Here is a 19,033-nt window from a genome sequence, read left to right on the forward strand (position 1 = left end):
ACCGCCTCCATGGGTTACGCCATTTCGGACAGCTTGGCCCGGGCCGGATCGAGCACCTCGAGTGTCGTCCTGATCTGGTGGAGATCCGCGTCGGTTTCAGCGTGGCAGTTATCGCGCACCATCTTCGCGAGAGCGACGACGCGCTCAAACTCTGCCGTGGCGGCCGCCTTCACCCCCTCCAGCTCGGTTTCCTTGCGCCGCATCTGATCGACGAAGCGCTTGAGCGTTTTGCCTGTGTTGGCGATCATCGAGCGGACCGACGGCGGAGCGTCCTGCTCCAGCTGTTCCTCCAGGGCGCTCGAAATATCCTCCTCAGTCACTAGGGGCGTTTGCACTGCTGGCATGTCCATTTCAGTTGATCCTCAGGTAGATGCCGCGACACGACACGCGCGGAATTGCGCGGCCGCGAAGACGGCGGATGAAACGGGAGAGGCGGGCGATCATTGCGCTTGCTCGCCGTATTGCTCGGCGACGATGACGCCGACGATCTCGTCGACGTAGTCGTCGCTCCACCACTTGCCTTTCTTGGCGCCGATCACCTGGCCCTGCGCCGAGCGCGGAGCGCGGTAGGCCAAACATTTGCCGAGCCCGACTCGACGTGCATCAGGAAAGCCGATCATCAACGCTTCCATGGCGATATGCCGCGAGCGCATGCCGAGTTCGCCGGCGCACAGAGCAAACGGGTCCTCTCGGTGCGGCCGGCAGGCCATAACGATGGCAAGGGCGATCTGGTCGGCTGTCGGGAACATCAGATGATCCCCGCCGCAAAGCGGTCGGCAGCGCGAATGGCTTGACCTACGAGCATGTGCATCATCTCGGATTGCGACCAAACGGGAGACCTAAGGGATGCGGCCTCGGCCAGGATCAGGCCGTGAAGCACGTCGAGACTTGCCCGGTACCAGTGCTGGCCAAGATGGCAGTTGGCGAGAGTCCGCTCGGCACCCAGCACGATGGTGCGCGCCACGGCGAGCCCCGGCGTCCAGACGACGTGCGCGAAATGAAGCCTCTCCCACCGGCCGGGCTGGAGCTGCGGGAGATGCGCCTCGATGTTTTCGGCCGTCGCAAGCCGGAAGACGCCCGGGTCAGCCTCAAAGCCGACGGCGCAGATCGCGGCATGGCCGGCGTTCTTGCGCCGATCGACCAGGTTCCGCGGCATCGCGATGTCAACCGGCATTGTTTTCCTGCTCCTCGCGCCGGCGACGTTTTTCCTCGCGCTTGCGTTCCCTTCGAAGCTGGTCGATCTCCCGAACGGTCTTGCGCCGGAAACTGCGGCTGGTGCGAACCAGGCCGAACTCCTTTTCGATGCCGACTAGGATTTGGCCCAGGACCCGGCTCTTGACGTCGTGCAGCGCCTGCCGCGACATGACCTCGACGCGGTGCCGGTCCCAGACGCGCGTGCAGAACTTGACACCGTGGCCGCCGGCATGCGCCAAGAACGTGCGCTTGTAGCGCTGCGCATCCTGCCCTTGCCGCCCTGCCCGCACGAAGCGGAGAAGGTCCATGATGTCGACCATACGGTCGGCGGCCGACTGGTGAACCACGATGCGAACTTCCGTGGTGTCGTACTGTGGCATTCCGTCGGCCATGCGCGACAGCTCGCGCACATAGGCTTGATGCTCGGTCTCTCGCGACGACGGCATGGCCGATCCGACCTTGGAGACCATGCGGCGTTCGACGTCGGGCATGTTTCGGGCCGTGTCGACGGCGTCGGCAAACAGTATCCAGAGCAGGTCGCGCGGTGTGGGCAGGCCACGCTTGTTCTTGGTGAAGAAGATGTCCTCGGCATGCCGCATGTGCTCGATGAAGCGGTCAATCCGCTTCTCCAGCTCGGCGGGCGTATCGAGGAAAAGGCGCTTCATTTTCATCATGCACGACCCGCCGAAGCAGTATCCGTTACGGTTCCAGATGTTGCCATTTTGGTTACACTTTGGGCAAGCGAAAGATCGCTCGGCCACCGTGTTTTGCGTAGGATGCGACGACACTTAATCGTGCTTTGCACGCCCGGCTCACCATAGTGGCGGCGGATCGAGCCCAGCCATGCGCCCCACTCGGGCCGCTCGGGCGTGATCACGAAATCCCCGTCCTTGTCGATGGGTGGCGCGCCATGGAACTCGAGGAAGAGCTGCTTTTTCAGGAAGGGGATCATTAGGGGCTTTTCCTTCCGAAGGATCATGGTCGTTCGATAGGTCTCCGCCGTCGCAATCGCCAGCGCCTTGCCGTCAGCTTCAAGGCTTGCGAACGTCTTCGCAGCCGCTTCCCGGCTGTCCGGTCGCATCTTCTCTGGCCATGAGGACCACAGCATATCGAAATCCCCTCCGCCCGGCGCGTCAGCGCGCCCTGGAGGTTCTCTTACTGGTTCCCTTACAGGGTTAGTGTCCGGATTCCGGACACGGCTATAGGCATTTTCCGGACACGGCTCGCCCTCTTTTCCGGACTCGGCGCCGTGTCCAGATTCCGGACTCGGCTCCACCACATCTTGTGCCGTGACGAAATCGGCCTCGAATGCGAACCGATAGCGCGTGTTCTCCTGCTGTTTGGTGCGGGGGTTGATATGCTGCTCCCGGCGAATTAGGCCGGTCAGCTCCAGGATCTTGAGATGCTCATTGAGCGCAGAGCGCGACATCTCGCAGTCATAGGCGAGCTTGTCTTGGGACGGGAAGCAGCCAAGGTCGGGGTTGTGGCGGTCGCAGAGATGCCAGAGGACGATGCGCGTGGCAGGTTTGAGCCCGCGCTGGGTTATGGCCCAATTTGTGGCGGCATGGCTCATGCTGGCAGTGCCTCAACTGCCGCGACCGCGGTTTCGACCGGGCAACTATACCACTCGCCAGACAGGCGCCATTTGGCCAGGGCAATGTGGGTGAGCCGCTCAGCGTCCTGATGGTCTGCGAAGTGCCGCTGGAACACCACCACCGCTTTGATGGCCTTGTTGCGATTGACGGCCTTGCAGCGGCGGGTGGGATCGGTCGACATCCCGATCTTGACCCCGCCGAGCTCAGCCGTCATCACATACACGAAGCCCGGATCCTCGCAGACCGGTCTCGGGCCATGCTTACGAATTATCGTCATGTCGCTCTCTCAACTGCGAGGAGCGGCAATCCTACAAGCTACAAATGGTATTGCCGTTCAATCTGGTAGTTCATTGCCTATCCGATCGAGGCCAATACAGCCGACAGGATTTGTTTAGTCATGCTCGGGCCGGCGGTTTCCCCCAGATATGCTGCCGCTGCCACAAGATGCACCGTAGCAGCTCGCTCGGCCGCAGCTGATCCGATGTTTCTTGCTGTTTGGCAAAACTCAGCCATCACTTTCTTTACTTCGCCGTTTACCACCTGCCCGCCCTCTGTCTGCTTCATTTTTATTAAACCTCCTCGGAATGTTTCAGTCTGAAACATTACGTGCGGACATACGGCTCAACTAATGGACGGAGGAAATCACACCTCCGTCAAAATCAGCCTGAATTCGAAGCTTTCGCGATGACGGCTACAGGATCGTTAACTGGCCCAACATCCGAGCCGGTCTTTTGGCACAAGCGGTTGTAACGGCCGAGAAGGTCGAAGATCGCTTTGCCGTTCCAGTTGGAAGCGGTGCCATACCAAGCCTCTCTCACCCGCCAGTGGCCGCGCGGGTAGCCCAGCGCGTCACAAGCGGCGTTGATTTGGGCTTTGATGCCCATGCCTGGTTTGATGGTTCCGGCGGCTTTGAACACCACCTGTTGTAGCTCTGCAGCGATGTCCTGCATCGATTCCTCACAAAAAACAGGAGAAGGAACGACGACCCATCGGGATTCTCGGATGCCTTGTCGGACACATCCAACAATTTCCCCGCCATCATCGCTACAACCGCAAGGGGAAAGCCGATGGCCCATGACGATGATTGCTGGAAACCGCTTGGAGTTGCGGCCTGGGAAGTTGTTGAACGCGCCGACCAATTTCGGACGGAACGAGGAACCGTGTTGATCGTATCTCGGGTCAAGCCGGAGCCCGGCGCCGTGCAACGACATCTGCCGCCTCCTTGCCCAACCAGTGGTTTGCGTTCACCTCACCGTCGGACATAACGACGATGCGGTCGAGATATGGTTGCCTGGGCATCCGGCCGGCCTCGTACCGATCGACTGTCAGCCGCGTACAATCGATCATCCGGCCCACGTCGGCAGCGCTCAGATTGCGGTCCAAACGCCATTTCGTCAGTTGATGCAGGTTTTCCATGGCCGGGTTTTGTCACCAATTTGGTTACACGTCAAGGTTTGTAACCAAACTGGCACAGTTTCGCACGAATTCGTTTTGAGCTACCGCATTGATATGGCGAATGGAATTAAGCACTTCCGGGAAAAGGCTGGGATCAGCAAGGCCGAGCTGGCGCGTCGCGTTGGCACCACAAGGCCGCAGATGGGCCGTTTGGAAGAAGAGGACGGCCCCAACGGACGGAAGCTCACCTTGAAGTGGGCAGAGCGAATCGCGCCGCACCTGAACGTGAGGCCGGAAGAACTTATGTTTCCAGAGCTTGCGGAGGTGGACGTAAGCAAATTCAGCCACGTATTCGAGATCTCCGCCGGGAAGAGCCGCCCGGCAGCGCCAGGACTGGTGATCGATCCAGAGTTTTTGACGCGGATGCTGCCGAACTCGGAGGGCCACAACCTTCGGTTCATGATGGTCGACGCCTACCAGGCCAATGGCATTGTTGCCAAAGGGGATGCGCTTGTGATCGATTTGGACGACAACATCCCCAATCGACCGGGCCTCTTCGCCTTGGAGATCGCCGGCGCGGTGCAATGGCGCTACCTTTCGCCCACGACGACAGGCGCCGTTCAGGTGCACAGCGACAACCCCGCGGCGACCAACGAAACCGTGCAGCCGGCGGACTTGAAGGTCATTGGCCGCGCTCGGCTCAGGATTTCCACACTCTGATCTGCTTTTTTTTGCCCCGAATGTAACCATTTCGGAAACACCCCTTGCAAAGCGTACCAAACCGGTTACGATCCTGATCACGCAGAAGGATCGCTAGACGATGGCCCAGTTGCCCCTGGTTGTATTTTCCCATCACGCCTCGCGGTCATGTGTTGAGTATCTGCGCGCTCCCGGCCGGGCTGGTGTGACCCCCCGCACCATTCGCCCGCACCAGCTCGGCCGGGTTCTCCCGATCTAAGCAGCACTGCACCCCGCGACAGCTTTGTCGCGCCCATTGTGTTGCCAAAATGGTTTCACGTGTAACACAAAAGGATACAGACGGATGACGGCGGACCAATACGCATGGTGGCGTCAGGCATTGAAACTGGCGGGTGGATATCGCGAGCTGACCCACGATCAGCTGCTCCTGCTCGCCCCTTCGGCCGACAGCCCGGAGTCAGGATTTTTCAGGAACCGTCCGTTCAAGGATGCGCCTCTGGTTCCCGTTGCAATCTGGCGCGATGCGGCGGGCAGTGTCATCTGCCTGCAGGGTGGCAAGGAAGCGGAGGCCGACAAGGTCTGGAACTATGCTTGCCGCAACCCGATCACCGAAGCGCTCTATCATTCCGTGCTGGCCGGCGAGCCTTGGCCAGATGACCCGCCGCCGGTTTCGAAGGAGCACAACCTCCCGGCTAAGACAGGCGATCTGCACAAAGACCTGACCCTGGAACTGGCGGCCGAGAAGGAAACGGTCGAGGGCTTCCTCAAAAGGCCGATCAGCACGCAGGAGCAGGCCGATCAGGCGGGCGTCTGGGCAAAGCGGCTCTCCGGCATCGCGAACAGGGCGGACGAACAATTCACCGTCGAGAAGCGCCCTTGGCTCGATGGCGGCAACGCCGTCGATGACAAATGGCGCGATCTGCGCACCGATTCCAAGGACCTGGCCAAGAAGCTGAAAAAGCATGGTGAGGCGTGGCTGAAAGAACTGGACCGCCTGGAGCAGGAGCGTCAGCGCAAGGCTCGCGAGGATGCCGATCGCATACGGCGCGAAGCAGAGGCGGCTCAGCAGCGGGCGGCCGACGCCGCGCGCGCGGCCGAGGAGAAGAAGGCCCAGCGCGAAGCCGACACTTCACCCGGCCTCGCATCTTCGTTCGCGCAGGAGAGCGAGCAGGAGGCCCGGCGGCTCGAAGCCGAGGCGGAGGCCAAGCGGCTGAACGATCGCGCAGCGGAAGCTGCGCGCGAGGCTCAAGCCCGTCCGGTCTTCGCCGGCAGGACCGGCGCCAAGATGTCCCTGCACACCTATTGGGTCGCGAACATCACCGACTACGACGCGCTGCTCATTGCGTTGAAAGACGAGCCTGAGGTCCGGGAGGCGGTCGAGAAGATCGCCGGCCGCATCGCGCGCAACAAAGACGCCGCCCTGCCGGCCGGCATGGAGCGGGTCCCAGACAAGAGGGCAGCATGACCGACCAGAAGATCGTCGCCGTGAAATTCGGCGAGAGCGACAAGACTTACGACTATTTCGCCGGCGCCTTCGACGTGGCTGTCGGCTCCCGCGTCATAGTGCCTGTTCGCGGACGCGAGACGTCCGTCACGGTCGCGGAGATCAAGGATCATTCCGACGCCGCCAACACAGCCATCCTCGCAATCGACGTGCGCACCGACGAGCAGCGCGCCGCCAAGCATCCGAACGGCCGGCACCAGTGGTCGCCCGACGGCACGCTGCTCGACGAGAACGGGAACCGGTCGATTTTCGACGACGTGGACAAATAGCCATGAGCTTGGTCCGCGTTGCCATCATCATTTTCTGGCTTCCCGTGATGATCAGCGCCGCTTGCAGACGGCTCTTCCGCGAAGTCCCCGCCGCCTTCTGGTTCGCCTGGAATGACATGCGCATCGAGCAGGATGAGATGCGCCGGACCTGGCGCGCCAACAGCTTCAACCCCGAGGATTGGAAATGAACGAACGGGCTCAGTTACCGGCCCTTATGGTCGGCGGCGCAATCAGCGCCATCATCCCTCAGTCGATCGAGGAAACGTGGCGTCTCGCCACCATGATCGTCGAGGCCGGTCTGGCGCCACAGGCGCTTGTCGGTCGCGAGCCGGCTGAGGATGCCGGCGACGACGCCTGGAAGCGTTGGGGCAAGAAGGGCACCAGCGCCGTGGCCATCGTCATCATGTCCGGCGCGGAGCTCGGCCTACCGCCCATGGTGGCGCTGCGCAGCTTTACCGTCATCGGCGGCAAGCCGGCGCTTTACGGCGACGGACTGATCAACGTCGTTCGAAAGTCGGGCAGAGCGAAATCGGTCGAGCTGGGCTATCTGCGCGATGCGACGAAAGAGGCGCTCCTCAATCTCGGCCTGCACAAGGATGTGGTTGCCCAGATGAACACCGTCGACGAGCGCACCATCGGCTGGTGCAAGGCGGTGCGGTCCGACACAGGGGAAATGAAGGTCGAGGCCTATTCGGTCGCGGATGCCAAGCAAGCCGGCCTCTGGGACGAACGCCCGACCCGTCGCGGCAAGGTCTGGAAAAACAACCAGCATGTGTGGGACGACGTGCCTAACGATTCCTCCTGGTTCCGCCACCCCAAGCGGATGAAGCAATGGCGCGCAGCTGGCTTCTGCCTGCGCGAGCTATTCGGCGACGTTCTTGGCGGCGTGCGAGATGAGTTCGAGGCCCGCGAGATCGCCGGCGATCTGATCGAGCACCACGACGACGAGCCGGCACCCAGGGTCAGGCTCACCCCGCCATCGCCGCCACCGGTGCCCAGCCTCGACGCCGTCGACCCTATCCCCGAGAACGGGTTCGACAAGGATGTCGAGGGCATGCACGACGGCGCAGAAGCCGCCGAGGAGGAGCAACCAGCGGCCTTCGACTACGGCAAGTTCTTCGAGGATTTCCAGATCGCCCTTCAAGGTGCGAAGTCGACCGCGGCCGTGGAGGAAATCTGGACCGAGTTCGACGTCGAGGCTCAATTCCACGACGACGAGAGCAGTCGCCAGCTGGCCGACAAGATCAAGGCGCGGCGGCTCGCTGCGCTCACTCCGCCGAGCGCGGGCTGATCATGGCCGGCCGGATCGCAATCCTTCCCGACCACGGCGCCCCGGTGCTCGGTCCGCCGGAGAACTGGCGGCCGCGCGCGCTGAGCGTCCGCGAGAAGCTTGAGATCGTCGTGCGCCAAGGGGGCAAAGAGCCCAGCGGCGCGCGGCTCAACCCGCTCGACGGTGTTCAGTTCGATCACGATCCGGCGCTGCAGCGGCGGCGCTGGGACCCGGAAGCGCATGACACCGTCCCGCCATCGTGCGCCCTCGAGTTCATCGTGGCCCTGAACAAGCCGACGCATGGCGTCAAAACCCCGGTCGACCAGCGCGAGATCGCGAAGACAAAGCGACTCGAGGGGCGCACTGGAAAGGGCAAGCGGAAACGGAAGATGCCGAGCCGGCCCTTCCCGAAGCTCCAAAGAGGTTTCCGATGAAGCGCGCCAGCTACGCCGAGCTCGTCGTCACGCCTGGGGTGGTCTTCATCGCGGACCGCTGCCGGCCGGACCTGCCCAGCATGACCAACGATGCCGAGCGCGTCGTCGAGCAAAAGGCGAGCTGCGGCTTCATACCCTTTACCCCTGACCAAAACGAGGAGACTGACCCATGCCTAACGAAGTAGCGCATCCCCCCAGGATTTCGGACCTCCAACTGCGCATCGCCCAGGCGCAGACGCAGGCGAAGATAGATTTGCTGGAGCGCGCCAACGAATCCCTGACGTCCCAGCTGACGGCGATCTTCGACGGCATCGGTCGCAATGAGCAGGTCGAGCTGATCTATCCGAACGGCGAGGTGGTGCTGATCACCAAGGCGCGGCCTCGCAGAGGCGAAGGCGGCGAGTGATGCCGATCATCTCCGTCTATATCGACGAACTGACCGCAGCTCGCATGAGTGCCATTTCGGCCGAGAAAGGCCGGTCGGTCGATGACCTGGCAGAGTGCGCGATGTCCGAAGCCGCGCTCGACTATTTCCGGCTTGCGCCGACCGGCTCGGATCCTGGTCGCGCCGACGGCGGCGCGAACATCATCACCACGCACACCAACATCGCGGGCACCTGATGAGCACGTTCTTCCTGGCCGCCGGCTTCATCATCATGCTCAGCGCTTGCGGCCGGCGCGCCTACCTCGATTTCACCGGTCGATGGGTGCCGATCGAGGGATGTGTCTTCGGCGCGATAGTCGCGTTCATCGGCGCGCTGCTGATCCTGATAGGTATTTTGCTGGCGGCGGCGCCGTGATGGAAGCTGCAACTGGACATGTCCAAATGCAAATGAGCCCCGACGAGGCGCTGACGAAGCTCTATGATCTGCTGACGGGGAAGAACGCGCCGAAGCCGGGAAGCTTCACCAGCCTCAACGAGGACCAGAAGCGGGAATATTTCCGCCTCGCCCGGCGGCGTAGCCGGGCCAGGGTGCGCGCCGCCCCGTCGGTCGCTGCCACCGCAGCCAACATCAATCAGGCGTTCGCCGACGCGGCGCTGATGATCCTCGCCACCGACGCGCCCGGCGCCCACCAGGTGCGTAAGGTGCTGCAGACGATCTTCGAGCAGCGGCCGGGTGTCCCAATCTCGGTCGAGAACAGGGCCAAGCAAGGCAAACTGAAACCCAAACTGATCGCCAGGAGCGAGTGATGGTCGACCTTCCGAAGCTGGCTCTCTCGGTGCGCCAGCCATGGGCGCATTGCCTCATGATGGGCTGGAAGCCGGTAGAGAACCGATCCTGGCGTGCTGGCAATCCAGGCCTGAATTTCCGCGGCGATTTCGCAATCCACGCCTCGACCGGCATGACGCGCGACGAATATGCGGACTGCGCTGATCTCTGCCAGTCTCTCGGTTTCCAATGCCCGCCGCCGGCCGAGCTCGAGCGCGGCGGGATCGTCGGTGTCGGCACCATTGTCGACATCGTGACCCAGTTCGACAGCCCGTGGTTTTTCGGTCCGAAGGGGCTCGTGATCGCTGACGCGTGTCCGGTCGAATTCATCCCAGTCGGCGGACAGCTCGGGTTTTTCGATTGGAAGCGCCTCGTCCCATTCGCCAAGAATGGCAAGCCCGTCGTGCCGGCTAAATGGATGCTGGCGCAAGCGCCCAAGGCTGCCACCTCAACGTCGCCTCTCGACACGCAAGGATCGCTCTTATGAGGCCATCACCTAGAAGTGAAGCAGTCCACGCAAAACGTGCACAGACAACATGGCCGAGCACGGATACTCCGAGGTTTCTTGGAGGATCTTACGAGATGCTTTTGTCCATTAGACATTGCATCGCTGCCGACCAAGGCCGTCTTTAGTAGCCCATTGATCGTTCGAAGCCAGTGCCACCGGAACCGATCCGAATTGAACAGTTTTGGGATAAGAACCCGCTGGTTTTGCCATGGATGGAGCAATTCCTTCCGATAAACCGCATGTGGCAAGACGCGTTTGCAAACTTATTTTGGACATTTATCGTAACCTGTGTCGGTTTGGCGCTGTTGTACTTTGTGTTCCCCAATAACGTCGTCACTGGAATAATGTGCGTATTGCCCGGCGGGTATCTGCTGGGAAGCTTTAATAAGCGAATGTCTCGTGCGCAGGCGAAATTCTTCCAAGCCAAGAGAGGCCAGGGAAGAACTGGCAAGGCCAGCGATGCAAGTAGCCCGAACGAGGTCAGATCCGACAGCCAAGCTGCCGATCAACGAATTCCATGAAATCCTACATCATCAACCTGGACCGCAGCCCCGGCAGGATGCAACGGATGGCGGACCGTCTGAACTCTATCGGAGCGGACTTCGAACGCGTTCCGGCGGTGGACGGACGTCTGCTTAGCGACGCCGAGATTTCGGACGTCCACAAGCCCGCCGCTGGCGCGGCTGCGATGACGCCAGAAGAAGTGGGATGCTTCCTGAGCCACCGCAAATGCTGGGAGCGGATCGTGTCAGGGCCGGACGCCTACGGCTGCGTTTTCGAAGACGACATGTTGATAGCGAAGCAAGCGGCCCCGTTTCTAGGTGAGAACACCTCGTGGATTCCCAAGGATGCCGACATCATCAAGATCGAGGCGGTTCCCGTCAGAGTTTGGCTCGACAGCTCTGTGTCTGCCCTACCCGGCGCCTTCAAACTTGCGCTTCTGCGGAGCTTTTCATTTGGGTCCGGCGGATACATCCTCTCGCGGGCAACGGCTGAGCGCCTTTTAGCGCTGACGAGAGTATTCTCGGATGCGGTCGACCATGCGAAGTTCAACCCCGCCTGTGGAATAGCCGGCAGCCTTAAATCCTATCAGATGATCCCGGCCCTTAGCATTCAAACACAGTGCTTCTATCCGAAAGGGTCCAGCCTGATCGAGCTGCCGGCGCTCGCCGTGCACAGCGATCCTCGCTTTCCCGGGAACCTGATGGAGAAGCCGTGGCTGGAGCGAAAGGTCTTGCAGGCGCTCCGTCGGCTGGGACACAGGTTGCGCCGGCATTGGCGAACCGAGGTCCTGTTTGCCGATCAAACAGGTGCTTTCTGCACCAAGACCTAGGAAAATTAAACCACCTTTTTGCTTGACTTCACTGTAACCAAAATGGTTACACTAAGAACCGATTTGGTAGCAAAGAGAAGCAGCATGAGCAGTTTGCCAGCAGTAGTCGTCGCCGGTCTAGGTCGCTGCTACCCCGGCATGATGAGATTCGATCTCGTCGAGACGCCGGCACCAATCGGGCACGCGCGCCCGTTACCAAGTCGATCCGAGGCGATCTGACCTCGACGACATGACCCCCGCCACGGAGAGTAGCATGGAAGACAAGAACTACATCGAGCTAACGGCCTCGATCGTCTCGGCCTATGTCGGAAATAACCCGGTGCCGGCCGCTCAACTGCCCGACCTGATCGCCAGCGTGAACGCCGCTGTGCGCAAGCTCGACGACCCGGCGGTCGTCAACGCGACCCCGCCGAAGGAGCCGGCGGTCAACCCCAAGAAGTCGATCCATCCCGATTTCATCATCTGCCTGGAAAATGGATTGAAGTTCAAATCGCTCAAGCGGCACTTGATGACTGACCACGGCCTGACGCCCGACGCCTACCGCGCGAAGTGGGGCCTGCCGTCGGATTACCCGATGGTGGCGGCGAATTATTCCGCCACGCGGTCGCGGCTAGCGAAAGCCTCTGGCCTCGGCCGCCATCCCAAGGCGCCGCCGATCCGCACCAAAGCGCCCGCGCGCCGCACCTTCCAGTAGGCGCACCATGAAAGTCGCCGCCGTCATTGAGCGACTTGCGAAGGGCGATTCCCTGCGCCTCGGCTTCTCCAGTGGCCAGAGGCGGTGGTGGTTCGAATGTCCTTATCAGGCCGTGCCCGAGCATGTCGTTCACTCGGCGGTGCGCGACGGGGCTGTCGCCGTCATTGAGGCGGGCGACAGCCTCTTCGGCTTCAAGGGAAATTCGCAGACCTGGTTGGTCGAGGAGGCCACCGATGGCGTTCACCGCTGATCAAGTCGAGAACCTGGCCCACAATCAAACGTGCGGCCACCTCCACCCCTTCACCTGCCCGAACCGCGGCGACGGCGAACACCGGGAGGCCTATGGCGACACGGGCGCGCTGGTGGCGACGGTGCGCGGCTGGATTTGCCCCTTCTGCGATTACACCCAGGATTGGGCGCACCATGGCATGCTCGCCGGCAAGGTGCCGAACCCGTTCCCGTTGCCCGGCCTTTCCCATCCAAGGTCGAAATGATGCTCGGCGATTCATGGGCCGGCTACGACGCCTGGAAGACCGAGCCGCCCGATTGGGTGATGCCCTTCCACACCCGTCGCTACGCCGACAAAACCCGTTGGCGCATGCACCGCGACCTCGGCCGTCATCCGTTCTTCGACGGCGACGAGTCCGAATACGAATACCTCTGCGAGGAATGGGACGAGCTGGCGCTCATCGATGCGCACGAGCGCGAGCCCGAGGAAGAAGATTTCGAGGAGATGGCTGCCGCGACCGGGAAGAGCGCATGAATGACCTTCCGCCCGAAGTGCTGACCGTGTCGCAGACGCCGGAATACTGGTCGTCGCTTTTTCGCGACAAAGGGTTGCGCATGTCCGCCAGGTCGTTGCGCGAGAAGGCGATCAAGACGGGGCTCTGCTACTGTGTCGACAGGCAGGTGCTGATCTCGCCGCGGCAGATCGATGAGTTGTTTTTGTGGAGTAAAGCGTCATGCCGCTCACGATCTATAAGCGCGGCCGGTTCTGGTGGCTCACCGGCACAGTCCCAACCCGGCAAGGCGAGCAACGCGTACACGAGAGCACGGGCGAAACTGACGAAGGCAAAGCGAACAAGGTCCGCCTGAATCGCGAGCTGCGCGCCCAGGAAGAGATCGACCTCGACCCGAAGGACCGCTTCACCTTCGCTCAGGCGGTTGAGTTCTACCTCGACGCCGGCAAAGACGAGCGCTTCATCCTAGAATTGCTTGAGCACTTCAAGGAGACCAGGATCTCCGACATGAGGGGCTCGGATGTGCGCGCCGCCGCGAAAGCGATCTATCCGAAAGCGGTCTACACGACCTGGAACCGCCAGGTGGTGATCCCGGCCCGCGCCGTCATCAACTTCGCCGCCGACGAGGGCAAATGCCGCGAGGTGCTGATCAAGGGCTTCTCGAAGAAGGATCGCGACGTCAAGGTTTCGACCGCGCCGCCCAAGCGCGCCGTCGATCGCTCTTACATCGACGATTTCCGTGAGGCGAGTGACGATCCCCGCCTCAGTGCCTTAATGCTGTTCATATTCCAGACCGGCGCCCGCATCTCAGACGCGATCAAGCTCGAAGACGATTCCCCCGACGTCGACCTGGTGAACAGGAAAGTGATCTTCCGCGACATGAAGAACGGCGAGGATGGTGAGGCGGACCTCACCGTTGAAATGGTCTATGAAATCCAGCAGCTCCGGGAATGGAAGCGGGAAAGGTTGGCGTCATGGGAGGCGCGCACTCCCTGGGGGAAAAATAGGCGAGGTGGCCCGCGCCATAGCGGGCGAGGCGCCAAGAAACCCAATAACCGGCTCTTCGGCTTCATGACCCGCTTTCTGCGCAAGGATATTATGCGTATCTGCGAAAAGGCCGGCATCCCCTATCTCGGCACCCATCAACCAGGCCGCCACAGCTTCGCGACCGAGATGATCGTGATGAACGGCGTCGATGTTGCCACCACGGCCCTCAAGGGCCGCTGGAAGACGAAGAAGCTCCTCGTCGAGAACTACATCCACGCCAAGAAGGGCAAGGGCGTCATCGACAAGGTTTTCGGAAAGAAGAAGGCTCGACGGCCGGCGAATGGCGACAGCGAGACGAAAAGCGGTGTCGCTTCAAAGAAGCGGTCGACGGCATCGTAACCAGACCGAACCAGATTGGCACCGAGACCTTACACCAGTCGAAAACGATGGGTCTGGCAACGATATGAATTTGCTTGGGAAAACGGCGCGGTTACAGTTTGGCCTCTCCCTTACCAAGGGAGTGCTCTACCACTGAGCTACCGCAGCCTGCGATGGCGGCGCTTCTGCCATAACGAACCGGCAAGCGCAAGGCCAAGAAAACCTTAAAACGACGCATGCCTTCGTGCGAAATCGCTGCGCGGTTTTCCCGCGGCATGTGTCGAATGCCGCGGCTGTGGAAGCCGCTTGCGAGCAGGCTTCAATGACACGGCGGCGCCACAATGTTAGCTATGCCTGAACCACAGCCGGCTATCCGCCGGCGAGGACCGGCGATGAACGACAAGGCAAATCCGCCGAAAAAACGCGATGGCGAGCGCAAGGACCGGCTGGCCGAGGCGCTGCGTGCCAACCTGCAGAAGCGCAAGGCGCAGGCCCGTTCGCGGCGGGATGGCAATCCCGACGATCGGCCGGAAGGATGGCCGACTGCTGGAAAAATGCACAAGGACTAACCGAAATCAGCCACACTGGGCGATCACACTCGGTCCACAGATGGGGAAATCCTATTTCTTGAACCGCACCGGCCGATAGTCTAGAGCCGGATATACTCAACCGATTGAAACCGGCCCGTCCGGGCCGAGGGGACGTTCTTTCATGGATCGCATCAGAATTGTCGGCGGCAATAAGCTTGCCGGAAGCATTCCGATTTCGGGCGCCAAGAACGCGGCGCTGCCGCTGATGATCGCCTCGCTGCTCACCGACGACACGCTGACGCTCGAAAACGTGCCGCATCTGGCCGATGTCGAGCAACTGATCCGCATCCTCGGCAATCACGGCGTCGACTATTCCGTCAACGGCCGGCGCGAGAAGCAGCAGGAGGGCTATTCGCGCACCATCAATTTCTCCGCCCGCAACATCGTCGACACCACCGCGCCCTACGAGCTGGTGTCCAAGATGCGCGCCTCCTTCTGGGTTATCGGCCCGCTGCTTGCCCGCATGGGTGAGGCCAAGGTGTCGCTGCCGGGCGGCTGCGCCATCGGCACGCGCCCGGTCGACCTCTTCCTCGAAGGCCTGCAGGCGCTGGACGCCGAGCTCGACGTCGACAACGGCTATGTCGTCGCCAAAACCAAGAACGGTCGTCTCCACGGCAACCGCTACGTGTTCCCGAAAGTGTCGGTCGGCGCCACCCATGTGCTGATGATGGCGGCCTCACTCGCCAAGGGCGAGACGGTACTCGAAAACGCCGCCCGCGAGCCGGAAATCGTCAATCTCGCCGAATGCCTGATCGCCATGGGCGCCAAGATCCACGGCGCCGGCACCTCCACCATCACCATCGAGGGCGTCGAGGCGCTGTCGGGGGCGCGCGTGCGCGTCATTCCCGATCGCATCGAGACCGGAACCTATGCCATGGCGGTGGCGATGACCGGCGGCGACGTGGTGCTGGAAGGCGCGCGCCCCGACCTGTTGCAGAGCGCGCTCGACGTCATTGCCGAGACCGGCGCCGAGATCACGCCGACCAATGCCGGCATCCGCGTCAAGCGCAACGGCGCCGGCATCGCACCGGTGGATGTGACGACCGCGCCCTTCCCCGCCTTCCCGACCGACCTGCAGGCGCAGTTCATGGGCCTGATGACGATGGCGAAGGGCAAGTCGCGCATCACCGAGACGATCTTCGAGAACCGCTTCATGCATGTGCAGGAGCTTGCCCGCCTCGGCGCCCACATTACGCTGTCCGGCCAGACGGCGATCGTCGACGGCGTCGCCAAGCTGAAGGGCGCGCCGGTCATGGCGACCGACCTGCGCGCCTCGGTGTCGCTGGTCATCGCAGGCCTTGCCGCCGAAGGCGAAACCACCGTCAACCGGGTCTACCACCTCGACCGCGGTTTCGAGCGCCTGGAGGAGAAGCTTTCCGGCTGCGGCGCGGTGATCGAGCGGATTTCGGGCTGACAAAGCGCCTCGGTTGCGCAGAGCGGAAAGACCGCATAACAGAAGATTGACTAATCAACCTTCAGGTGCGCATTCCGCATGGCCCTCAAGCTCATCGCGCTCGACGACCAGGATCTGAGCATCATCTCGGCCCACGTCCAGGACGCCGTGATGAAGGTCTCCGACCTCGAATACCTGCCGGCGGCCAAACGTTTCGTGCTGACCATGAACCGCTTCGTCTGGGAGGCGAGGTCCGGCTTCTTCCGCCAGCACAATGAACGGCGCCAGTGCGTGCTGCATTTCGACCGCGTGCTGGGCGCCAAGACCAGCGGCATCGCCCGCGACAAGCCGGCGGAGATACTGTCGCTCTTGGCGGTCAGCTTCGTCGCATTCAGCAAGCCGGCCGGCATCATCGAGCTGGTTTTTTCCGGAGGCGGCACGATCATGCTCGACGTCGAGTGCATCGAGGCGCGGCTCGCCGATGTCGGCGGCTCCTGGGAAGCCACCTCGCGCCCGGTTCACAGGACCTGAGCACCGACGATGGCCATCACGCTTAGCCAAACCGACGCCGATTTCGAGCTCCGTTTTTCGGCATTCCTCACCACCAAGCGCGAAGTGTCGGCCGACGTCGAAGCGGTGGTGCGCGACATCGTCGCGCGCGTGCGCGCCGCAGGCGACAAGGCGCTCATCGACTACACGCTGAAATTCGACAGGGCCGATCTCAACAGGCTCGGCATCGCCGTCTCCAGGGCCGACATCGAAAAGGCATACGCCGCGGCCGACCCAGCCACAGTCGCGGCGCTCGAATTCGCACGCGACCGCATCCGCTCCCATCACGAGCGGCAGAAGCCGAAAGACGACCGCTACACGGACGCCGCCGGCGTCGAGCTCGGCTCGCTCTGGACCGCGATCGATGCCGTGGGACTCTATGTGCCCGGCGGCACAGCGAGCTATCCGAGCTCGGTGCTGATGAACGCGGTGCCGGCCAAGGTCGCCGGAGTCGAGCGCATCGTGATCGTGGTGCCGGCCTCGGGCGGTGTCATCAATCCGTTGGTTCTGGTTGCGGCCGACCTTGCCGGCGTCTCCGAGATCTACCGCGTCGGCGGCGCGCAAGCCGTCGCCGCGCTCGCCTACGGCACCGAGACGATCCGGCCGGTCGCCAAGATCGTCGGGCCGGGCAATGCCTATGTCGCGGCAGCCAAGCGCCAGGTGTTCGGCAGCGTCGGCATCGACATGATTGCCGGGCCGTCGGAAGTGCTGGTTGTGGCAGACGCGGACAACGATCCGGACTGGATCGCCGCCGATCTGCTGGCGCAAGCCGAGCATGACGCGTCGGCGCAGTCGATCCTCATCACCGACAATGCCGAATTCGGCACGGCGGTGGAGCAGGCGGTCGAGCGCCAGTTGAAGAGCCTGCCGCGCGCCGCGACGGCCGCGTCGAGCTGGCGCGATTTCGGCGCCGTGATCCTGGTGCCGACGATCGAGGCTTCGCTGCCGCTGGTCGACCGCATCGCGGCCGAGCATGTCGAGCTCGCCTTCGACGACGCCGAGAACTTCCTCGCCGGGATGCGCAATGCCGGCGCCGTCTTCCTCGGCCGCCACACGCCGGAAGTCATCGGCGATTATGTCGGCGGCTCCAACCACGTGCTGCCGACCGCGCGCTCGGCGCGCTTCTCGTCTGGTTTGTCCGTGCTCGATTTCGTCAAGCGCACGTCGATCCTGAAGCTCGGCCCGGAGCAGCTCAAGGCGCTGGCGCCGGCGGCCATCGCGCTCGCCAAGGCGGAAGGGCTCGACGCCCATGCACGATCGGTGGCGATCAGGCTGAACATGTAGCGATGTCCGGCCACCACCAAAACCGCGACAGGCTGATCGACGTCGAGCTCGACGAATCGATCGGGCGTTCGACGCCCGATGTCGAGCATGAGCGGGCAGTGGCGATCTTCGACCTGATCGAGGAAAACAGTTTCCGGCCGGTCAACGACGATGGCGCCGGCCCATACAGGCTGAAGCTGTCGCTGGCCGAGTCGCGCCTGGTGTTCGCCGTCAGCCGCCAGAATGGCGCCGATGTGGTTACCCACATCCTGTCGCTGACGCCGCTTAGGCGTATCGTCAAGGATTACTATCTGATCTGCGAAAGCTATTATGAGGCGATCCGCTCCTCAACGCCCAGCCATATCGAGGCAATCGACATGGGCCGGCGCGGCCTGCACAATGAGGGCTCGCAGACACTGATGGACCGGCTCGCCGGCAAGATCGAGATCGACTTCGACACGGCGCGCCGGTTGTTCACGCTCGTCTGCGTGCTGCACTGGCGGGGGTAGTCCTGGCCGCGCTGCCGCATTCGCTTCTTTTTGTGTGCGGCATGAATGCCGTGCGCTCGCCGATGGCCGAGCAACTGGCGCGGCGGATGCTGCCCGCCACCACTTTCGTCGCCTCGGCCGGCGTGCGCAGCGGCGAGCGCGACCCCTTCGTCGACGCCGTGCTTGCCGAAGAGGGTCTCACGCTCGGCGAGCGGCAGCCGAGGACGCTTGACGAGCTGGAAGACGATTATTTCGACCTGATCGTGACGCTGGCGCCGGAAGCGCATCACGCCGCGCTCGAGCTTACCCGCTCGCTCGCCGTCGAGGTCGAGTACTGGCCGATGCCGGACCCGACCGACACCGGCGGCACGCGCGAGCATATCATGGCCGCCTATCGCGATGTTCGAGAGCGGCTGAAGACGCGCATAAGCCGGCGTTTCTTGCTTCCGGAAGCAAAAAACGCGACGGATTAAGCATGTTCACAAGCGGGCGATTATCATATAGGTTCCGCCGCAAATTCCGGCTGGAGTCGGACGAGT

The 19,033-nt window shown here is 62.4% G+C and carries 33 protein-coding genes; 24 read left to right on the forward strand and 9 right to left on the reverse strand.

The window, feature by feature from the left end; genetic code table 11:
- Positions 1–14: 14 nt before the first annotated feature.
- From A9K71_RS09390 to A9K71_RS32005, 9 genes are all read right to left on the reverse strand, one after another.
- Positions 15–350 (reverse strand): hypothetical protein, encoded by a 336-nt coding sequence (locus A9K71_RS09390; protein WP_066993699.1) that lies wholly within the window; start codon positions 348–350, stop codon positions 15–17.
- Positions 351–440: 90 nt separating this feature from the next.
- Positions 441–749: a hypothetical protein gene (locus tag A9K71_RS09395; protein WP_066993702.1), complete on the reverse strand. Its 309-nt coding sequence runs from the start codon at positions 747–749 to the stop codon at positions 441–443.
- A complete protein-coding gene (locus tag A9K71_RS09400; RefSeq protein ID WP_066993707.1) occupies positions 749–1,174 on the reverse strand; it encodes a hypothetical protein in 426 nt (141 codons plus the stop codon). Before A9K71_RS09400 ends, A9K71_RS09395 begins: the two co-directional genes overlap by 1 nt.
- A complete protein-coding gene (locus A9K71_RS09405; RefSeq protein ID WP_143749650.1) occupies positions 1,164–1,859 on the reverse strand; it encodes a hypothetical protein in 696 nt (231 codons plus the stop codon). Before A9K71_RS09405 ends, A9K71_RS09400 begins: the two co-directional genes overlap by 11 nt.
- A 5-nt stretch (positions 1,860–1,864) precedes the next feature.
- Positions 1,865–2,767 (reverse strand): helix-turn-helix domain-containing protein, encoded by a 903-nt coding sequence (locus tag A9K71_RS09410; RefSeq protein WP_066993713.1) that lies wholly within the window; start codon positions 2,765–2,767, stop codon positions 1,865–1,867.
- The gene (locus tag A9K71_RS09415; protein ID WP_179294524.1) at positions 2,764–3,012 is read right to left on the reverse strand and encodes a GIY-YIG nuclease family protein; all 249 of its coding nucleotides are present in this window, start codon (positions 3,010–3,012) and stop codon (positions 2,764–2,766) included. Before A9K71_RS09415 ends, A9K71_RS09410 begins: the two co-directional genes overlap by 4 nt.
- A gap of 131 nt (positions 3,013–3,143) precedes the next feature.
- Positions 3,144–3,353 (reverse strand): hypothetical protein, encoded by a 210-nt coding sequence (locus tag A9K71_RS09420; protein WP_066993719.1) that lies wholly within the window; start codon positions 3,351–3,353, stop codon positions 3,144–3,146.
- A gap of 95 nt (positions 3,354–3,448) precedes the next feature.
- Complete coding sequence (locus tag A9K71_RS31320) at positions 3,449–4,000, reverse strand: hypothetical protein (protein ID WP_156752622.1); 552 nt, start codon at positions 3,998–4,000, stop codon at positions 3,449–3,451.
- Positions 3,969–4,205 (reverse strand): helix-turn-helix transcriptional regulator, encoded by a 237-nt coding sequence (locus tag A9K71_RS32005; RefSeq protein ID WP_066993725.1) that lies wholly within the window; start codon positions 4,203–4,205, stop codon positions 3,969–3,971. The genes A9K71_RS31320 and A9K71_RS32005 overlap by 32 nt, the downstream gene beginning before the upstream one ends.
- A gap of 75 nt (positions 4,206–4,280) precedes the next feature.
- On the opposite strand from A9K71_RS32005, the gene A9K71_RS09435 reads away from it, so the two are divergent.
- The 24 genes from A9K71_RS09435 to A9K71_RS09545 all read left to right on the forward strand — a co-directional run bounded on the left by A9K71_RS09435 (position 4,281) and on the right by A9K71_RS09545 (position 18,967).
- Complete coding sequence (locus A9K71_RS09435; RefSeq protein ID WP_179294523.1) at positions 4,281–4,904, forward strand: XRE family transcriptional regulator; 624 nt, start codon at positions 4,281–4,283, stop codon at positions 4,902–4,904.
- A gap of 262 nt (positions 4,905–5,166) precedes the next feature.
- Positions 5,167–6,348 (forward strand): hypothetical protein, encoded by a 1,182-nt coding sequence (locus tag A9K71_RS09440; RefSeq protein ID WP_156752623.1) that lies wholly within the window; start codon positions 5,167–5,169, stop codon positions 6,346–6,348.
- Positions 6,345–6,656, forward strand: a complete 312-nt coding sequence (locus A9K71_RS09445) for a hypothetical protein (RefSeq protein WP_066993734.1) — start codon at positions 6,345–6,347, stop codon at positions 6,654–6,656. Before A9K71_RS09440 ends, A9K71_RS09445 begins: the two co-directional genes overlap by 4 nt.
- A 2-nt stretch (positions 6,657–6,658) precedes the next feature.
- Positions 6,659–6,844, forward strand: coding sequence for a hypothetical protein (locus A9K71_RS09450; protein ID WP_066993738.1), 186 nt, complete (start codon positions 6,659–6,661; stop codon positions 6,842–6,844).
- On the forward strand, positions 6,841–7,947 hold the full coding sequence (locus A9K71_RS09455; RefSeq protein ID WP_066993741.1) for a hypothetical protein: 1,107 nt from the start codon (positions 6,841–6,843) through the stop codon (positions 7,945–7,947). Before A9K71_RS09450 ends, A9K71_RS09455 begins: the two co-directional genes overlap by 4 nt.
- A 2-nt stretch (positions 7,948–7,949) precedes the next feature.
- Positions 7,950–8,360: a hypothetical protein gene (locus tag A9K71_RS09460; RefSeq protein WP_066993744.1), complete on the forward strand. Its 411-nt coding sequence runs from the start codon at positions 7,950–7,952 to the stop codon at positions 8,358–8,360.
- Positions 8,357–8,545 carry a hypothetical protein gene (locus tag A9K71_RS09465; RefSeq protein WP_066993747.1) on the forward strand — a complete coding sequence of 63 codons (189 nt, stop codon included), beginning with the start codon at positions 8,357–8,359 and terminating at the stop codon, positions 8,543–8,545. The genes A9K71_RS09460 and A9K71_RS09465 overlap by 4 nt, the downstream gene beginning before the upstream one ends.
- Positions 8,530–8,766 (forward strand): hypothetical protein, encoded by a 237-nt coding sequence (locus A9K71_RS31325; RefSeq protein ID WP_143749646.1) that lies wholly within the window; start codon positions 8,530–8,532, stop codon positions 8,764–8,766. Before A9K71_RS09465 ends, A9K71_RS31325 begins: the two co-directional genes overlap by 16 nt.
- The gene (locus A9K71_RS09470; RefSeq protein WP_066993750.1) at positions 8,766–8,981 is read left to right on the forward strand and encodes a hypothetical protein; all 216 of its coding nucleotides are present in this window, start codon (positions 8,766–8,768) and stop codon (positions 8,979–8,981) included. The genes A9K71_RS31325 and A9K71_RS09470 overlap by 1 nt, the downstream gene beginning before the upstream one ends.
- Complete coding sequence (locus A9K71_RS09475; protein ID WP_066993753.1) at positions 8,981–9,160, forward strand: hypothetical protein; 180 nt, start codon at positions 8,981–8,983, stop codon at positions 9,158–9,160. The genes A9K71_RS09470 and A9K71_RS09475 overlap by 1 nt, the downstream gene beginning before the upstream one ends.
- Before the next feature lie 26 nt (positions 9,161–9,186).
- Positions 9,187–9,552 (forward strand): hypothetical protein, encoded by a 366-nt coding sequence (locus A9K71_RS09480; protein ID WP_156752624.1) that lies wholly within the window; start codon positions 9,187–9,189, stop codon positions 9,550–9,552.
- The gene (locus A9K71_RS09485; RefSeq protein WP_066993759.1) at positions 9,552–10,058 is read left to right on the forward strand and encodes a hypothetical protein; all 507 of its coding nucleotides are present in this window, start codon (positions 9,552–9,554) and stop codon (positions 10,056–10,058) included. Before A9K71_RS09480 ends, A9K71_RS09485 begins: the two co-directional genes overlap by 1 nt.
- A gap of 538 nt (positions 10,059–10,596) precedes the next feature.
- Positions 10,597–11,412 (forward strand): glycosyltransferase family 25 protein, encoded by an 816-nt coding sequence (locus A9K71_RS09495; RefSeq protein ID WP_066993766.1) that lies wholly within the window; start codon positions 10,597–10,599, stop codon positions 11,410–11,412.
- Between the two features lie 253 nt (positions 11,413–11,665).
- Positions 11,666–12,106, forward strand: coding sequence for a MucR family transcriptional regulator (locus A9K71_RS09500; protein ID WP_280940538.1), 441 nt, complete (start codon positions 11,666–11,668; stop codon positions 12,104–12,106).
- 7 nt (positions 12,107–12,113) lie between these two features.
- Entirely contained in the window at positions 12,114–12,356 is a 243-nt protein-coding gene (locus A9K71_RS09505; protein ID WP_066993772.1) for a hypothetical protein, read from the forward strand.
- The gene (locus A9K71_RS09510) at positions 12,340–12,600 is read left to right on the forward strand and encodes a hypothetical protein (RefSeq protein ID WP_066993774.1); all 261 of its coding nucleotides are present in this window, start codon (positions 12,340–12,342) and stop codon (positions 12,598–12,600) included. The genes A9K71_RS09505 and A9K71_RS09510 overlap by 17 nt, the downstream gene beginning before the upstream one ends.
- The gene (locus tag A9K71_RS09515) at positions 12,597–12,869 is read left to right on the forward strand and encodes a hypothetical protein (RefSeq protein ID WP_066993777.1); all 273 of its coding nucleotides are present in this window, start codon (positions 12,597–12,599) and stop codon (positions 12,867–12,869) included. The genes A9K71_RS09510 and A9K71_RS09515 overlap by 4 nt, the downstream gene beginning before the upstream one ends.
- Before the next feature lie 199 nt (positions 12,870–13,068).
- The gene (locus A9K71_RS09520) at positions 13,069–14,232 is read left to right on the forward strand and encodes a tyrosine-type recombinase/integrase (protein WP_066993780.1); all 1,164 of its coding nucleotides are present in this window, start codon (positions 13,069–13,071) and stop codon (positions 14,230–14,232) included.
- A gap of 371 nt (positions 14,233–14,603) precedes the next feature.
- Positions 14,604–14,780 (forward strand): hypothetical protein, encoded by a 177-nt coding sequence (locus A9K71_RS32010; protein WP_197504213.1) that lies wholly within the window; start codon positions 14,604–14,606, stop codon positions 14,778–14,780.
- 142 nt (positions 14,781–14,922) lie between these two features.
- Entirely contained in the window at positions 14,923–16,215 is a 1,293-nt protein-coding gene (murA, locus tag A9K71_RS09525) for a UDP-N-acetylglucosamine 1-carboxyvinyltransferase (RefSeq protein ID WP_066993783.1), read from the forward strand.
- 78 nt (positions 16,216–16,293) lie between these two features.
- Complete coding sequence (locus A9K71_RS09530; RefSeq protein ID WP_066993786.1) at positions 16,294–16,725, forward strand: DUF2948 family protein; 432 nt, start codon at positions 16,294–16,296, stop codon at positions 16,723–16,725.
- Between the two features lie 9 nt (positions 16,726–16,734).
- Positions 16,735–18,027 carry a histidinol dehydrogenase gene (gene hisD / locus A9K71_RS09535; RefSeq protein WP_066993789.1) on the forward strand — a complete coding sequence of 431 codons (1,293 nt, stop codon included), beginning with the start codon at positions 16,735–16,737 and terminating at the stop codon, positions 18,025–18,027.
- A 2-nt stretch (positions 18,028–18,029) separates the two neighbouring features.
- A complete protein-coding gene (locus A9K71_RS09540; RefSeq protein ID WP_066993793.1) occupies positions 18,030–18,515 on the forward strand; it encodes a UPF0262 family protein in 486 nt (161 codons plus the stop codon).
- Positions 18,503–18,967 (forward strand): low molecular weight phosphatase family protein, encoded by a 465-nt coding sequence (locus tag A9K71_RS09545; protein WP_082980425.1) that lies wholly within the window; start codon positions 18,503–18,505, stop codon positions 18,965–18,967. Before A9K71_RS09540 ends, A9K71_RS09545 begins: the two co-directional genes overlap by 13 nt.
- Positions 18,968–19,033 lie beyond the last annotated feature (66 nt).

Source organism: Mesorhizobium sp. WSM3873 (assembly GCF_001672445.1).
Classification (GTDB): domain Bacteria; phylum Pseudomonadota; class Alphaproteobacteria; order Rhizobiales; family Rhizobiaceae; genus Mesorhizobium.

Coding starts and splice junctions, on each gene's coding strand:
- A9K71_RS09390 (WP_066993699.1), bottom strand. CDS start 350: ATGGACATGCCAGCAGTGCAAACGCCCCTAGTGACTGAGGAGGATATT.
- A9K71_RS09395 (WP_066993702.1), bottom strand. CDS start 749: ATGTTCCCGACAGCCGACCAGATCGCCCTTGCCATCGTTATGGCCTGC.
- A9K71_RS09400 (WP_066993707.1), bottom strand. CDS start 1,174: ATGCCGGTTGACATCGCGATGCCGCGGAACCTGGTCGATCGGCGCAAG.
- A9K71_RS09405 (WP_143749650.1), bottom strand. CDS start 1,859: ATGAAGCGCCTTTTCCTCGATACGCCCGCCGAGCTGGAGAAGCGGATT.
- A9K71_RS09410 (WP_066993713.1), bottom strand. CDS start 2,767: ATGAGCCATGCCGCCACAAATTGGGCCATAACCCAGCGCGGGCTCAAA.
- A9K71_RS09420 (WP_066993719.1), bottom strand. CDS start 3,353: ATGAAGCAGACAGAGGGCGGGCAGGTGGTAAACGGCGAAGTAAAGAAA.
- A9K71_RS31320 (WP_156752622.1), bottom strand. CDS start 4,000: ATGTCGTTGCACGGCGCCGGGCTCCGGCTTGACCCGAGATACGATCAA.
- A9K71_RS32005 (WP_066993725.1), bottom strand. CDS start 4,205: ATGGAAAACCTGCATCAACTGACGAAATGGCGTTTGGACCGCAATCTG.
- A9K71_RS09445 (WP_066993734.1), top strand. CDS start 6,345: ATGACCGACCAGAAGATCGTCGCCGTGAAATTCGGCGAGAGCGACAAG.
- A9K71_RS09450 (WP_066993738.1), top strand. CDS start 6,659: ATGAGCTTGGTCCGCGTTGCCATCATCATTTTCTGGCTTCCCGTGATG.
- A9K71_RS09455 (WP_066993741.1), top strand. CDS start 6,841: ATGAACGAACGGGCTCAGTTACCGGCCCTTATGGTCGGCGGCGCAATC.
- A9K71_RS09460 (WP_066993744.1), top strand. CDS start 7,950: ATGGCCGGCCGGATCGCAATCCTTCCCGACCACGGCGCCCCGGTGCTC.
- A9K71_RS09465 (WP_066993747.1), top strand. CDS start 8,357: ATGAAGCGCGCCAGCTACGCCGAGCTCGTCGTCACGCCTGGGGTGGTC.
- A9K71_RS31325 (WP_143749646.1), top strand. CDS start 8,530: ATGCCTAACGAAGTAGCGCATCCCCCCAGGATTTCGGACCTCCAACTG.
- A9K71_RS09470 (WP_066993750.1), top strand. CDS start 8,766: ATGCCGATCATCTCCGTCTATATCGACGAACTGACCGCAGCTCGCATG.
- A9K71_RS09475 (WP_066993753.1), top strand. CDS start 8,981: ATGAGCACGTTCTTCCTGGCCGCCGGCTTCATCATCATGCTCAGCGCT.
- A9K71_RS09480 (WP_156752624.1), top strand. CDS start 9,187: ATGCAAATGAGCCCCGACGAGGCGCTGACGAAGCTCTATGATCTGCTG.
- A9K71_RS09485 (WP_066993759.1), top strand. CDS start 9,552: ATGGTCGACCTTCCGAAGCTGGCTCTCTCGGTGCGCCAGCCATGGGCG.
- A9K71_RS09495 (WP_066993766.1), top strand. CDS start 10,597: ATGAAATCCTACATCATCAACCTGGACCGCAGCCCCGGCAGGATGCAA.
- A9K71_RS09500 (WP_280940538.1), top strand. CDS start 11,666: ATGGAAGACAAGAACTACATCGAGCTAACGGCCTCGATCGTCTCGGCC.
- A9K71_RS09505 (WP_066993772.1), top strand. CDS start 12,114: ATGAAAGTCGCCGCCGTCATTGAGCGACTTGCGAAGGGCGATTCCCTG.
- A9K71_RS09510 (WP_066993774.1), top strand. CDS start 12,340: ATGGCGTTCACCGCTGATCAAGTCGAGAACCTGGCCCACAATCAAACG.
- A9K71_RS09515 (WP_066993777.1), top strand. CDS start 12,597: ATGATGCTCGGCGATTCATGGGCCGGCTACGACGCCTGGAAGACCGAG.
- A9K71_RS09520 (WP_066993780.1), top strand. CDS start 13,069: ATGCCGCTCACGATCTATAAGCGCGGCCGGTTCTGGTGGCTCACCGGC.
- A9K71_RS32010 (WP_197504213.1), top strand. CDS start 14,604: ATGAACGACAAGGCAAATCCGCCGAAAAAACGCGATGGCGAGCGCAAG.
- murA (WP_066993783.1), top strand. CDS start 14,923: ATGGATCGCATCAGAATTGTCGGCGGCAATAAGCTTGCCGGAAGCATT.
- A9K71_RS09530 (WP_066993786.1), top strand. CDS start 16,294: ATGGCCCTCAAGCTCATCGCGCTCGACGACCAGGATCTGAGCATCATC.
- hisD (WP_066993789.1), top strand. CDS start 16,735: ATGGCCATCACGCTTAGCCAAACCGACGCCGATTTCGAGCTCCGTTTT.
- A9K71_RS09540 (WP_066993793.1), top strand. CDS start 18,030: ATGTCCGGCCACCACCAAAACCGCGACAGGCTGATCGACGTCGAGCTC.